The organism is Malaciobacter canalis (genome assembly GCF_008000835.1).
Classification (GTDB): Bacteria; Campylobacterota; Campylobacteria; order Campylobacterales; family Arcobacteraceae; genus Malaciobacter; species Malaciobacter canalis.
The window spans coordinates 1,792,564-1,807,164 of the sequence record NZ_CP042812.1 but is presented as its reverse complement, the minus strand read 5'-3'; the positions used below and the strand labels follow the sequence as shown (position 1 = coordinate 1,807,164).

Here is a 14,601-nt window from a genome sequence, read left to right as displayed (position 1 = left end):
CTTGGATAAAATAAAAAAACTCAACAAAAATAGGGAAAATTATGTCAGAAACAATAGGCTTGCCTATAATAGTACTTTTACCGTTTATTGCAGCACCCTTTGTTGCTTATTTAGCAAAGTATAATAGACTAGCTTCTGCATGGGGCGCGGGATTTACTACTGTACTATCTTTTTTAGTATTACTACAATATATCAAACTTCCATTTAATGGTATTACAACAATACAATCTTGGACATGGATTGAATCAATTGGTTTAAATTTTGCTTTTAGGCTAGATGGTTTAGGACTTTTGTTTTCATGTTTGATTTTAGGTATAGGACTTTTAGTAATTATTTATGCTAGGTACTATATTAGTGAAAAAGATTGTATGGGTAGATTCTATTCATATTTACTTTTATTTATGGGCTCAATGTTAGGAATTGTTTTATCAGAAAATATATTACAATTAGTTGTTTTTTGGGAATTAACTTCTCTTAGTTCTTTTTTACTAATTAGTTATTGGCAACATAAAGCAGAGGGTAGAGATGGGGCAAAAATGGCACTTACTATTACAGGTGCTGGTGGTCTTGCAATGCTTGCTGGGGTTTTAATGCTTGGTAATATAGTAGGTAGTTATAGCTTAACAGATATTCTTGCAAATGCAGAGCTTATAAAATCCCATGAACTTTACACACCAATTATTCTTTTAATACTTTTAGGAGTATTTACAAAATCAGCACAATTTCCTTTTCATTTTTGGCTTCCACATGCAATGGCTGCGCCAACGCCTGTTTCAGCATATTTGCACTCTGCAACAATGGTAAAAGCTGGAATCTTTTTATTAGCTAGATTATACCCATCATTAAGTGGTACAACAGAGTGGGTTTTAATTGTTGGTCTTGGAGGATTATTAACTTTACTAATTGGTGCTTTTACTGCTATGTTTAAACATGATTTAAAAGGTTTACTAGCATATTCAACAATAAGTCATTTAGGATTGATTACTTTTTTGTTTGGTCTTTCAACTCCTCTTGCAACAGTTGCAGCAATATTTCATATTATAAATCATGCAACATTTAAAGCATCATTATTTATGGTTGCTGGAATAATTGATCATGAAACAGGAACTAGAGATATGCGAAGATTAAGTGGGCTTTGGGCATATATGCCTCATACTGCTACACTTGCAATGGTTGCAGCATCTGCAATGGCAGGAGTTCCTTTACTAAATGGATTTTTATCAAAAGAGATGTTTTTTGAAAGAGCATTAAAAGATGCTGAATTATTTAATATTATCACTCCTTTATTAGCAATATTAGCAGCTGTTTTTTCTGTAGCTTATTCTTTAAGATTTATTCATGATGTATTTTTCAATGGTAAACTAAAAGATTTACCAAAGCAACCCCATGAACCTCCAAGATTTATGAAGATCCCTGTAGATTTACTTGTGATTACTTGTCTTGTTGTTGGATCTATTCCTGCATTTACAATTGCACCTTTATTAGCAGTTGCTGTGATGGGCTCATTACAAGCGCCATTACCTGAGTATTCACTTGCAATTTGGCATGGATTTAATGCACCTTTAATTATGAGTATTCTTGCCTTTTTAGGTGGTATCTTTTTATATTCAAAAAGAGAGAAAAGTTACGCTTTATATGATAAATATGTTTCAAAAATAGATGCAAGAGTTCCTTTTAATGCAGTAATTAATTTCATATTTTCTTTTGCAAATAAAGTCACTTCTATTTTTGATAAAAGCTCACTTCAAAGTATGATAAGCTGGTTTTTAGTGGCTTCTTTATTTGTAGGTTTCTTTGGATTTAATTATGGGGATTCTTCATTACTTGGAAATAGAGAATTTTTAAGTATAGATTGGGTTAGTATAGTTGCAGTTTGTATTTTAATAGTTTCTACTTTTGTAACTGCGATTTTCCATCATAAAAGATTGCTTGCATTAATATCAATTGGAGTAGTGGGATTAATTGTATCTTTAATATTTATTAAATTTTCAGCTCCTGATTTAGCACTAACTCAACTAAGTGTTGAAGTAGTAACAATAATATTAATACTATTAGCATTATATTATTTACCACAAACTACACCAAAAGAGTCATCAAATACAAGAATTAATAAAGATTTGATTATTTCAATTTTAGCTGCAATGGGAGTTTTTGTTTTAGCTTTAGCCGTATTAAGTAGAGAGTATACAACAATAGGTAACTTCTTTTTAGAAAACTCTGTATCAGGCGGTGGTGGAACTAATGTTGTTAATGTAATATTAGTTGATTTTAGAGGATTTGATACATTAGGAGAAATAACAGTTTTAGCAATAGCAGGACTTGGAATTTTTTCTATGCTTCAAGGTCTTAAACTTTATGCACCAAAATATGATGAAAGAGGTTTTGCTTGGTCAACAGATATGCATCCACCTATGATGCAAACTGTAACAAGACTAGTTCTTCCTTTAATGTTGATGGTTGCTGCTTATATCTTTTTAAGAGGTCATAATTTGCCAGGTGGTGGTTTTATTGCAGGATTAATAGCAGCAGTTGCTTTAATTGTGCAGTATTTAGCAAATGGAATTGATTGGACAAAAGCTAGGTTACGATTTGAAAAAGAGACTTTAATTTCATTTGGTTTACTAATAGCAACACTTACAGGTTTAGTTTCTATGGTGATAGATTATCCATTCTTAACTACAGCATTTACTCATGTTCATTGGCCAATTGTAGGTGAGTTTGAACTTGCAAGTGCAATTGCTTTTGATTTAGGTGTATTTTTAGTTGTTGTTGGCTCAACTGTTTTAATACTTTTACAACTTGGTAAGTTAAGTAAAGAATCACATTTACAAAGTGAAGAAAATAGTAGTAAAGAAGGTGAAAACTAATGGAAATATTATTAGCATTAATTATTGCAGTACTAACAGGTGTTGGAGTTTTTTTAACACTAAGAGCTAGAACATTTCCTGTAGTTTTGGGATTGACTTTTTTAGCTTATGCAGTTAATTTATTTTTATTTGCAATGGGTAGATTAAATATAAATCAAGCAGCGATAATACAAGAAAATGTGACAAGTTATTCAGATCCATTGCCTCAAGCTTTGGTATTAACAGCTATTGTGATTAGTTTTGGTATGACAGCCTTTGTGATTGTTTTATCTTTAAAAGCATATGGTGAATTAAATAGTGACCATGTGGATGGAAAAGTTTTAGATAAGGATGGAGACAAATAATGACACATACACCAATAATACCTCTTCTAATACCTTTAATAGCTGCTTTTTTAATTCTTATTACTAAAAGGTATGGATTTAAAGTAGGGCAAACAATTTCACTTTTATCTATCATAGCTTTAATTTTAGTATCTATTTTTGCATTAATAGATATTACTTCAACGGAAGAAGTTTTAGTTTATAAACTAGGTAATTGGGAAGCTCCTTTTGGAATTGTATTAGTTTTAGACTCATTATCAATTTTGATGGTTAGTATTACATCACTTTTAGCTTTTGGTGCATTATGGTATGCAATAAGTGAAAAGATAGATAAAGAGGGTGTACATTTTCACTCTTTATTTCAATTGCAAATCTTTGGTTTAAATGGAGCATTTTTAACAGGAGATATTTTTAACCTTTTTGTATTTTTTGAAATCTTACTTTTAGCAAGTTATAGTTTACTTTTACATGGAAAAGCACAAGGAAGAACAAAAGCAGGTTTGCATTATGTGATTATTAATCTAATAGGCTCAACACTATTTTTATTTGCAGTAGGTACTTTATATGGAGTTTTAGGAACTTTAAATATCGCTGATATGGCATATAAAGTTTCATTATTAGATTCTGAAAATATAAGTGTAGTGGCTGCAGCTGGTTTATTACTACTAGTTGTTTTTGGATTAAAATCAGCTATGTTTCCTTTATATTTATGGTTGCCAAGTGCATATGGAAAGACAAGTGCTCCAGTAGCAGCACTATTTGCAATTATGACAAAAGTAGGTTTATATGCAATTATTAGAGTGCATGGAACAATATTTGGTGAAAATGCAGGTGAATTAGCATATTATTATATACCTTGGGTTTTAAATATAGGACTTATAACATTAGCTTTAGCAACATTTGGAGTACTAGCTTCAAAAGAGATTAGAAATCAAGTTGCATATTTAGTATTAACTTCTGTTAGTATTTTATTAATAGCAATTGGAATTAATTCTCCAGATGCTTTAGGTGGAGCAATTTATTATATGATTCATTCAACATTTCTTGCTGCTGGATTTTTCTTAGTGGCAGATGTAATAATAAAAGCTAGAACTACAGGATATTTTGATAAACAAATGCCAATATTCAAAGAAGCTATTATTATTGGATCACTATTTTTTATGTTTGCAGTTGCAGTTGCTGGATTGCCTCCTTTATCAGGATTCTTTGGGAAAATAATGATTTTGTCAGCTTCATTAGAGCATACACACACAGCAATAATTTTATCAACAGTTCTTATTAGTAGTTTATTTATTATTATAGCTTTATCAAAAAGTGGTTCAGCAATATTTTATGATACTACTTTAGATGTAGAGCCTTTAGATGAGTATAAGCTATCAAAATCAACTTTAGCTTCAATATTCTTTTTGTTTTTATTTGCTCCATTATTAGTAATATTTGCAAACCCAATTACAGAATTTACAAATACAATAGCAGCAAATCTATTTGATACAAGTAAGTATATAACAACTGTAATCAATATTGAAGAGGTAATAAAATGAAAAATAAAAATAGAATTTTACCCCATCCAATTTTAAGTGTTATTCTAGTAATAATTTGGCTTTTATTAAATAATACTATTGCACCAGGACATATATTATTAGGTGCATTTTTGGCTGTATTAATTCCTTGGTTTACATCAAGTTTTTGGCCAGAAAGGGTTTATATAAGAAATCCTTTGACTTTTTTAAAGTTTTCACTTGTTGTAATTTATGATATAGTTGTTGCTAATTTAACAGTTGCAAAACAAGTAATTGGACCAAATAGTAATTTGAAACCAACTTTTTTTAAATTACCTCTTGATATAACGCACCCTTTAGGTATTAGTACACTTGCAAGTACTATATCACTAACTCCTGGTACAGTTAGTTGTGATTTAAGTGAAGATAGAAAATATTTAATTATTCATGGTTTAGTTATTGATGATGCAAAAAAGACAATAAAAGAGATTAAAAAAAGGTATGAAAAACCTTTGATGGAGGTATTTAAGTCATGTTAGAATTTGTATTACCAATAGCATTTATAATGATTACAATAGCAATGATATTTAATATATATAGATTGATTGTTGGTCCAAGTGTTGCTGATAGAATACTTTCACTTGATACATTATATATTAATTCAATAGCACTTTTAATAATATATAGTTTACATCTTGGAAACACATTATATTTTGAAGCTGCATTATTAATTGCAGTTATGGGATTTGTAGGAACAGTTGCGCTTAGCAAGTATTTGTTACGTGGCGATATTATGGAATAAACAGGAGATTTTATGTTTGAATTTATCATATCATTACTTATTTTTTTAGGTGCTTTTTTTACTCTTGTTGGTTCTATAGGATTAGTGAAATTACCTGATTTTTTTACAAGATTACATGCCCCTACAAAAGCGACAACTTTAGGAGTAGGTGCAGTTTTAGTAGCCTCAACATTGTATTTTACATTTACAACAGGAGAACTTAGTTTACATGAAGTTTTAATAACACTGTTTTTATTTATAACAGCTCCAATTAGTGCTCACTTGATGGCAAAGTCTGCAATGCACATCAAAAAAAATGAAGAAAAAATTAAAGAAGCAGAAGAAAAATAGATAATATTATCTGTTTTTCTTTAAAAATAATAGTTACTTTTTATTACTACATATAAAATAAATTTTTAGGCAAAATAATGCAAAATATCAAAAAACTTTTAGATAGTGAAGTTTGTACAAGAAATAGCAATTGTGAACTTTCATATGAAAAACCTGACCCACTTTTAGTAGCAAGTAGATACAAAGATGAATATACAATTTTATTATGCGCACTTTTTGGATATGGAAAAGCCTCTTTAATAGTAAAATTTTTAGATAGTTTAAACTTTGAACTTTTAGATGAAAAAGAAGAAGTTATTGAAAAAGAACTTGATAAGTTTTATTATAGATTTCAAAATAGTACTGATGTAAAAACAATCTTTAAAACATTTAGAAGATTAAAACAAACAAATAGTTTAAATGATATCTTTTTACAAGGTTATAAAAAAGAAAACAGCATTTTAGACGGTCTAGATACATTGATAAAACAAATCCATGAAGTAGCAAACTATAACTCACAAGGCTTTACTTTTTTAGTATCAAGCCCATTTAAAAGAGATAAAAAATTACAAATCAAACAAATAGGAAATGCCCCATATAAAAGATGGAATATGTTTTTAAGATGGATGGTAAGAGATGATAATTTAGATTTGGGATTATGGAAAAAAGTTGATAAAAAAGACTTGATAATCCCCCTTGATACACACACCTTTAAAGTATCACAAAAGCTTGGATTACTTGATAGAAAGACTTATGATTTGAAATCAGCAATATTACTAACACAAAAACTAAAAGAGTTCGATAATCAAGATCCAATAAAATATGATTTTGCACTATATAGAATTGGGCAAGAACAAATACTATAAATTAAGTTTTTTAACAACTCCTACTATTCACCAAAAAGAATGTTCTCTTTTTGGTGAATCATTTTTGAAGTAAAAAAGCTAACTATTAGTATGGTTAGTGCTGGAATAAAGAAAAAATATAGTAAAAGAATATCGGCTCTAAAATTCCAGTATGATTCAAAGAGTATGGTACTTATAATATAAGAGCCTATGCTTCCTAAAACTATTCCTAAAGTACTTGCACTAAAAGATATAAGACCAAACTCTATTAAAAAAGAGTTTCTGATGGTTTTATTTTTTACTCCAATCATTTTTAGTCTTAGTATATTGTTTTTTTGTAAATTCATTTGGTATTGAATGATAATAAAACTCATAAGAAGACCAACGATGATGGAATATAAGCTCATCTTCTCAGTTACATTAGTGACATTTTTTACAAGGCTTGTAAAAGTTTCAAATAGATTTTTTACATCTATAACAGTTAAGGTTGGAAAAAGATCTGTTAGTTTTAAAAGCATACTTGAGGCATCATAATCTCCTGTTGATATTGTGGCTAAAATAGTTTTTGGTGCATCATCAATGGCTCCTTTTTGTAATATCAAAAAGAAGTTTGGTACAAATTCTGTCCAGTTTACTGTTCTTATATTAACTACAACTGCTTTTAGCTTCAATCCTAAAACATCAAATACAAGAGTATCTCCTAAGTTTATTCCTCTTCTGTTTGCATATCTTTCTTCAACACTTACTTCTATTGGTTTTGAAAAATCTTTTGAGTTATAAACTCCTTTAAACTCTCTACCTTGAACAATCTCTTCGCTATTTTTTAGTTTAGTTCTATATGAGAGGTTAACAGCTGTATTTTCAAGCTCTTCTTTATTGTTTATTTTTACTACTCTTCCTCTAATCATGGGTGAGATGTTTTCTAATTTTGCATTCATACTATTAACTGCATTTTTTATATCTTTAATCTGCTCTTCTTTTGCATCTATAACAAAAAAGCGAGGTCTTTCATCAATACTTTGAGTTAAAGCAGTTGATAGTGATGAGCCTATTTGAGGGATTAGACTAAAAAATGTTGTACATAAAACAATTGCAGTAAATAAAGTCAATGATGTTTTTCTTTGTCTAATAATATTTTTCAAGGCTAAAGATAATGATAAGTTTTCTAAATGTCCTACAAAATCAAATCTTTTTAAAATAAATGAGCCAATTGTAAAAAATAAAATAATAAGTAAAAGCATTGCTATAGCAAATATAAGTCCTACATTTTTACTAGGTGTTACAAAGTGTGATATAAGTAATAATAGTAAAACAAAAGGAGTAAAACTAAAAATAGTTTTTGAAAATGATTGTTTTTCTCTTTGAAGTAGAGGTAAAATCAAAGGAAGTCCTATACTTAAACTTAAAAGCAATAATACTAATGAAGATTTCAAGAAAAAATAGTAATCCAATGATAAATTAAAATTAAAATCTATAAGTTTTTCAAGTATTGGACTTATAAATTGTGCAGATATTGCCATAAGTGAAAAAACAATAATACTTGAAATTGTTATTAGTATAAATAGATGAAGAATATATGTAATTGCTAAATTTTTTTTGCTCAAACCCAAATCACTCAAGATTGTAATATCTTTTTGATGCTTTCTTAAAAAGCCTGAATATAAATAAATAAGCCCCACAAGTCCTAAAAAGAACGAAACAAGAGAGACTAAAGATAAAAAGTCTGTAAGGAAGTTTAAAACACGCAATAGACGGTCTTTCCCATCATTTGGAGAGAGTACTCTTAGGTTTTGTTCAATACTTTTTTCTAATTTATTTTCAATTTTTTCCAATGTGTCATTGTCTAGATTATCTTGGAAAAGAAAGTTTAGTTTGTATCTAGCAGTAGAACCAAACTGCAAAAGCTCTGTTTTTTCTAAGCCTTTTTCACTTATATAAATTTTGGGCATGAAGCCAGAAAAGTTTATTGTTTTTAAGCTATCTTCTTCAATGATTTTCTTTATGATAAAGCTTTCTTTACCTATTTTTACTTTTTCTAAAAGTTTTAAGCCAAGAAGATCAATAACTTCTTGGGAAACCCAAATTTCATTTGCTTTTGGTAAAGGTTCACCTTTTGGATAGATTGTTTTATCTTTAAAAACCAATCCTCCATAGTAAGGGTAAGATTCATTTATTTTTACAACTTCCATTAGTCTAGCTCTTTTAGATGAAGAGATCATGCTAACAGTAGAAACTCCTTGTGAAAAGTCTTTTATTTTTGGAAGTTTGTTTTTTATGTTTTCTATTTGTTGTGGTGTTATAGGAAATCTTGAAGATACCACAAGATCAGAACCAAGTAATATTTTTGCTTTTGTATCTAGTGAGCTTTCCATACTTCCTTTGAAAAATTGTAAATAAGAGAGTGATGCTATGGCTAAACAAAAGTTTAATATAAATATCAAGCTAAAAGATTTTGAGCGTGCAAGTGCTTTTGAAACAAGATCCAATACTAGCATTTAGTCAAATCTCCCAATACAAGCTCATAAGTCTCTTCACAACGTTTTGCAACATCTTTTGAGTGTGTCACTAAAATCAAAGTAGTGTTGTTTTTTTTGATTAGTTCAAAAAGTTTATCCATAACAGCAATGCCTGTTTCTTCATCTAAGTTTCCACTTGGTTCATCTGCTAAGATTATTTTAGGATTATGAATAAGTGCTCTTGCTATTGCAACTCGTTGTTTTTCACCACCACTTAGTTGTGAGGGAAGATGATTTAATCTATGCTCTAAGCCTACATCTTTTAGAAGTTCTATAGCTTTTTCTTTTGGATTTGAAATACCACAAACTTTTGCAGGAAGCATTACATTTTCCAAAGCATTTAAGTAAGAAACTAAATGAAAATTTTGAAAAACAAAACCTATATTTGAAGCTCTAAAATCATTTAATTGGCTCTCTTTTAAATCTTTATAAGAAACTTTATCAAGAACTATATCTCCATTATTTGGCTTGATTATTCCTGATATTAAGGAAAGTAGTGTTGATTTACCACTTCCTGATTTACCCATAATAGCAACTGTTTGTGCTTTTTGTACTTGAAAATTCAAATCTTGAAAAATATCAATAGTTTCTAAACCTTGAGAGTATGATTTTTTTAGTGATTTTATTTTTAGCATTATAACTCTTCCTTTAAAAACTTATAAACTTCTTTTGCGATATATTTGTGTCCTTGAGCATTTGGATGAATTCCATCTGATTGATTAAGCTCTTTTTCTCCAGCAACACCATCTAGTAAAAAAGGCATACTTTTAAGTTTGTATTTATCTTTTATCTCTTCATACATCTTTTTAAAACGCTTTGAATACTCAGGACCATAATTAGGAGGTATTAGCATTCCTGCTAAGAATACTTTTGCCTTTGATTTTTGTGCAAACTCTACAATCTCTTCAAGATTCTTTTGACTTTGTTGAAGATTTAGACCTCTTAATCCATCATTTGCTCCAAGAGCAATAAATACTATATCTGGCTTTCTTTTTAAATACCATTTAAGTCTAGATAAACCATCACTTGTAGTTGAACCACTTACCCCACCGTTTATAATTTTGATATCTTTTTTTAGTTTTGTTTTAATCATATTTTCCACTAAGTTTGGAAATGCATCTTTTTGTGCAACTCCTAAACCTTCTGTTAGTGAATCACCTAAAAAAAGAATTGTTTTAGTATTTGAATTTGCACTTACAATTTGTAAGGTGATTAAAAATAGAGTTAATATAATTTTTTTCATGCTTGATAATATCCCAAATGATAATTTTTTTTATTAAGATAAAGTATATAAAGAAAAAGTTAACAGAAGTTTAAGACTTGATGTATAAAGATATATCTACTTCATCTATTTGTTCTTTTTTTAAATATTTTTGAGCATACTCTTTATATGCGCCTGAGCTTAAAAATAGTCTAAAAATATCTTTATCAATATGTTCTTCTTTTACCATAAAACTAAGTATACTAATAGCTTCACTTAATGTTTTTGCTTTTTTATATGGTCTATCTGAAGCTGTTAAAGCTTCAAAAATATCAGCAATAGCCATGATTCTAGCTGGGATTGACATGTCTTGTTTTTTTAATTTTTTGGGATATCCTGTACCAATAAGAGTTTCATGATGTGCTCCTGCATATTCTGGAACTCTTTTTAAGTTGTCACTAAAAGGAAGCTGTTCAAGCATGATAATTGACATCATGATATGTTCATTGATTTTGTATCTTTCTTCATTTGTAAGTGTGCCTTTTTTTATACTTAGATTATATACTTCTCCTAAATTATAAAGATTTTTTGGTACATCAATTTTGAAGTTATATTTATCATAATCTTTAATATCTTCTTTATTTCTTTTTATTATATGCTCTTTTTTATCACTTAATAAATACTCTTTGCATGGAGTTTGTATTTTATTTTTATCTAATCTTGACTCTTCATCTTTTGATAAACCTATTGTATTATCAAAATATCTTGTCCATTGTTTTTTTGATATTTGTTTAATTTTTTCTATATCTTCATCACTCATAAATTCAGAACCAATATTTGCTTTCGCAATAATTTTATACTCTTCTTGTAGATTATTTAACTTCTCTTTTAGGAGGTTTTCTTCTTCTTTTTTATCTTTTTTATCTAATATATTTTTGTACATTTGTATAATCATATCTCTATAAATAACTTCAAATCTAGTTCTTATTTCATGGATTCTATTATATATAGTTTCAAGTTTAGTAGCTTTATCAACAACATATTCAGGAGTAGTAACTTTCCCACAATCATGTAACCAAGCAGCAATACTTAGTTCTCTTTTTTCATCTTCATCTTTAAAAATAAAATCTTTAAATATACCTTCATTGCTTTGATGTGCCTTATTTGCTATTAACATAGTAAGTTTTGGAACTCTTGCACAATGTGCACCTGTGTATTTTGATTTTGATAGTTCATCTAACTCTTTTATATTTGTATTTATATCTTCTACTTTTGTGAATTCTCTTCTTAATATTTTGTTATTTTGTTCTTCTAATTTTTCTATGGGTGTTACTAAAATTTTTGTTGAGTACCAAATAAGAGGAATAGTAAAACTAAGAAGAGCTAAAGTCATCAAAAATGAGTAGTAAATTCTATTTGTGTATGGCTGCATAATAATATCTTGTGGTACTGTAATTAGAAGATAATCTTTATTTTTATAAATTGATTAAATTTTAGAAAAATATATAAAATAATTTATATCATTGATTTTCATGCTAAAAGATTTGTAAGCTATTTGAGTATTTATTATTTTTGTTATTTTCTCTTTTAAAGTACTATCAATCTTTTTATCTTTTATATTCTTTCCTGCTTTTGAGATTATTTTCATATCTTTTTTTATCAAGTATATCTCTTGTTTATCAATATGAATTTGTTTTTTAAGAAAATTATCAAGACTTTGAAGTGATAAATCAAGACCAATTACAGATTTAGTACTAGTAACCTTTTTTGCATAAGTTACTCCAAAATTATCTAAATTTGTAAATAAATATGGCTCAGTTCTTATTATAGAGTTATCCTTTATTGCTTCTTTGTACCAAGGTCTTGAAGTAGGGCGGTAACTTGTTTTACTTTTTATACTTCTTATTTGTATTAAGTTTTTGTTTAGATATTCATCATATCTTACATGAGTTCCATTTTTATCATAAATTTTTACTATAAGCCATCTTTCTTCTTTATTTGCATTATATTTTTTTCTTAGTTTTTCATTTATATTTAGATTTATTACTTCATAAAAAGTATTATCTTCATGACCTACATATAAAGCATAGATATGCTTATTGTTATTTAATGCAGTTGTGATAAGTTTCAAAAGAGGGTGGCGTTTATTTTTTTGTGGTGTTTGTTCTATTTCTTTGTAAAGTTGAAGAATTGATATTAAGTCATTGTGGCGTTTATCTAAATTTTGTAGTCTCTCTTCAAGTTTTTCAGAGATTTGTGAAAAATTATCTTTTGTTGCATTTTTGGCTAAATCTAAAGAGAAATTATATTGTAAAAGTAAGGTTATAGATATAACAGAAATTATTAAAAATACCAAAATAAATGAGATTGTAGGTCTAATCTTTATGTAAAATTTCTTTTTCATAATAGCTTCTTTTATTATTTACACTATTTTAACATAATATAAACAATAAAAGTATATAAAACTATAAAATTATTTCTAAATTATAAAATTTAAAAAAATAAGAATTAATCTTACTTTATATGACTGTATTATCTTCAAGTATAATTTTATTTCTACCTTCTTCTTTTGCTTTATATAAAAGCATATCTGCTTTTTGTATTGCACTATCATATGACTCATGGTCATTTCTAATAGTAACTCCAGCTGAAAAAGTTATTTTTATTTTTTTATTTTCATAGATAAAATTATTTTGTGTTACTATACTTTTGATTCTTTTTAGATATTTTAAAAGTTCTCTTTTTAGGTTGAAATGAATTATAGCAATAAACTCTTCTCCTCCATATCTTCCTACAATATCCATATCTCTTGTATATTTACTTAAGATTTTTCCAAAAGTAGATAGTATCATGTCACCACCTGCGTGACCATATTTGTCATTGATTGCTTTAAAGTGGTCTATATCAAAAAATACTATTGCATATTGTGTATCATTTCTTTTATAATTTTCTTCTGTTTTTTTAGCTTCATATTCATATGCTTTTCTAGTAAGTAAGCCTGTTAAATGATCTTTTAAATTCTCTTCTTTTGTTTTAGAAAGTTGTTCTTCAAGTATTTTTACTTTATCTTCAAGTTCTTGAACTTTATCTTTTCCAGAAGATAATTTTTCCCCTACATTTGTCATCTCATTTTCTATTGACATTGCTGCATTTATAAGTTTACTTTGTAGTGTTGTTAATTCTTTGATTCCATTATTTGTAAGATTTATAGCTTGAATTTCATCTTTTATATTTGATACTTCAACACCACTATCTCCACTACTTGAAATAGCTTCATTTAAGTGTTTGCCCATAAGTGTTACAAGTTTTGCAATTTCTGCTGTTTTTTCTTGAACTACTTTTTTATCAGCTTCAAATCTATTTGTGATGAAGCTTTGCATCTCTTTTTGAATCTCTTCTTCAAAAAGTAGTGCTGGAGAGTTTCCTATTTTAACAGAAAATTTTGTTATCTTATCATCTAAACCAATTGAAATAGATGGTGTCATAGATTCTTTAAAAAGTGATGTCAAAGTTTTTAAGTTTTTTGTAGCAACTCTATTTAAAAGTATGGGAATCATATCTTCAAAAGTAGTTATTTTTTTACTTTTTATCTCTTCTTGTTCTTCATTATTTAATCTACTTACTAATTCTTTAAATTGAGTGCATTCTTTTGCATTTAGTTTATACTCTTTAGCAATTATACAAAACTCTTTATGATACTCATTTGGAGTTGGTTCAATATTTTTTATAAATAGATTTTTAATAGTTTTTTTTGCTACTTCTTTGATATCATTTCCCATAATATAATCCTTTTATGATAAAAGTTTTTTTACTATTTCATTGATTCTTTTTCCATCTGCAACTCCTGCAAATTTCTTTGTTGCTGTCCCCATAACTTTACCCATATCTTTGATACTTTCTGCTTTTACTTCTGCTATTATGTCTTTAATTCTAGCTTCTAATTCTGCATCATCTAGTTGTTTTGGTAAGTATTGTTTAAATATATCAATCTGCTCTTGTTCTTTTTGAACAAGCTCATCTCTTTGTGCTTCTTTGTATTGAATAATAGCTTCTTGTCTTTGTTTAATACCTTTTTGAATAAGTTTTAAAATATCTTCATCATTTAGCTCTTTTCGTTCATCAACTTCAATTTGTTTAATCATTGTATTTATTGCTCTTATTGAGTCTCTTTTTACTAACTCTTTTGCTCTCATTGCATCTTTTAAATCAGCTTTTAATTGTTCTTTTAAACTCATGAAA

General features: G+C 27.9%; 14 protein-coding genes. 7 read left to right on the top strand and 7 right to left on the bottom strand.

Annotation, left to right across the window (positions count from 1 at the left end; all coding sequences use genetic code 11):
- The first annotated feature begins 41 nt into the window (after positions 1–41).
- The 7 genes from ACAN_RS08935 to ACAN_RS08905 all read left to right on the top strand — a co-directional run bounded on the left by ACAN_RS08935 (position 42) and on the right by ACAN_RS08905 (position 6,666).
- On the top strand, positions 42–2,867 hold the full coding sequence (locus tag ACAN_RS08935) for a monovalent cation/H+ antiporter subunit A (RefSeq protein WP_099333499.1): 2,826 nt from the start codon (positions 42–44) through the stop codon (positions 2,865–2,867).
- Positions 2,867–3,211 (top strand): Na+/H+ antiporter subunit C, encoded by a 345-nt coding sequence (locus tag ACAN_RS08930; protein WP_079577470.1) that lies wholly within the window; start codon positions 2,867–2,869, stop codon positions 3,209–3,211. Before ACAN_RS08935 ends, ACAN_RS08930 begins: the two co-directional genes overlap by 1 nt.
- Entirely contained in the window at positions 3,211–4,731 is a 1,521-nt protein-coding gene (locus tag ACAN_RS08925) for a monovalent cation/H+ antiporter subunit D (RefSeq protein WP_099333498.1), read from the top strand. Before ACAN_RS08930 ends, ACAN_RS08925 begins: the two co-directional genes overlap by 1 nt.
- Positions 4,728–5,228, top strand: coding sequence for a Na+/H+ antiporter subunit E (locus tag ACAN_RS08920; RefSeq protein ID WP_099333497.1), 501 nt, complete (start codon positions 4,728–4,730; stop codon positions 5,226–5,228). The genes ACAN_RS08925 and ACAN_RS08920 overlap by 4 nt, the downstream gene beginning before the upstream one ends.
- Positions 5,222–5,491, top strand: a complete 270-nt coding sequence (locus ACAN_RS08915; protein WP_079577473.1) for a K+/H+ antiporter subunit F — start codon at positions 5,222–5,224, stop codon at positions 5,489–5,491. The genes ACAN_RS08920 and ACAN_RS08915 overlap by 7 nt, the downstream gene beginning before the upstream one ends.
- 12 nt (positions 5,492–5,503) lie before the next feature.
- Complete coding sequence (locus ACAN_RS08910; RefSeq protein WP_079577474.1) at positions 5,504–5,821, top strand: Na+/H+ antiporter subunit G; 318 nt, start codon at positions 5,504–5,506, stop codon at positions 5,819–5,821.
- 77 nt (positions 5,822–5,898) lie between these two features.
- Complete coding sequence (locus tag ACAN_RS08905) at positions 5,899–6,666, top strand: TIGR02757 family protein (RefSeq protein WP_099333496.1); 768 nt, start codon at positions 5,899–5,901, stop codon at positions 6,664–6,666.
- A gap of 23 nt (positions 6,667–6,689) precedes the next feature.
- Here the strand turns inward: ACAN_RS08905 and ACAN_RS08900 are convergent, their stop codons facing one another.
- The 7 genes from ACAN_RS08900 to ACAN_RS08870 form a co-directional block, all read right to left on the bottom strand.
- Complete coding sequence (locus ACAN_RS08900) at positions 6,690–9,140, bottom strand: ABC transporter permease (protein WP_099333495.1); 2,451 nt, start codon at positions 9,138–9,140, stop codon at positions 6,690–6,692.
- A complete protein-coding gene (locus ACAN_RS08895) occupies positions 9,134–9,796 on the bottom strand; it encodes an ABC transporter ATP-binding protein (protein ID WP_196777497.1) in 663 nt (220 codons plus the stop codon). Before ACAN_RS08895 ends, ACAN_RS08900 begins: the two co-directional genes overlap by 7 nt.
- Entirely contained in the window at positions 9,796–10,404 is a 609-nt protein-coding gene (locus ACAN_RS08890; RefSeq protein WP_099333493.1) for an arylesterase, read from the bottom strand. Before ACAN_RS08890 ends, ACAN_RS08895 begins: the two co-directional genes overlap by 1 nt.
- A 70-nt stretch (positions 10,405–10,474) precedes the next feature.
- The gene (locus ACAN_RS08885; RefSeq protein WP_099333492.1) at positions 10,475–11,794 is read right to left on the bottom strand and encodes an HD-GYP domain-containing protein; all 1,320 of its coding nucleotides are present in this window, start codon (positions 11,792–11,794) and stop codon (positions 10,475–10,477) included.
- A 54-nt stretch (positions 11,795–11,848) separates the two neighbouring features.
- Positions 11,849–12,766, bottom strand: a complete 918-nt coding sequence (locus ACAN_RS08880) for a PDC sensor domain-containing protein (protein WP_099333491.1) — start codon at positions 12,764–12,766, stop codon at positions 11,849–11,851.
- A gap of 115 nt (positions 12,767–12,881) precedes the next feature.
- The gene (locus ACAN_RS08875) at positions 12,882–14,141 is read right to left on the bottom strand and encodes a GGDEF domain-containing protein (RefSeq protein WP_099333490.1); all 1,260 of its coding nucleotides are present in this window, start codon (positions 14,139–14,141) and stop codon (positions 12,882–12,884) included.
- 12 nt (positions 14,142–14,153) lie between these two features.
- Positions 14,154–14,597 carry a GatB/YqeY domain-containing protein gene (locus tag ACAN_RS08870; RefSeq protein ID WP_079577489.1) on the bottom strand — a complete coding sequence of 148 codons (444 nt, stop codon included), beginning with the start codon at positions 14,595–14,597 and terminating at the stop codon, positions 14,154–14,156.
- Positions 14,598–14,601 lie beyond the last annotated feature (4 nt).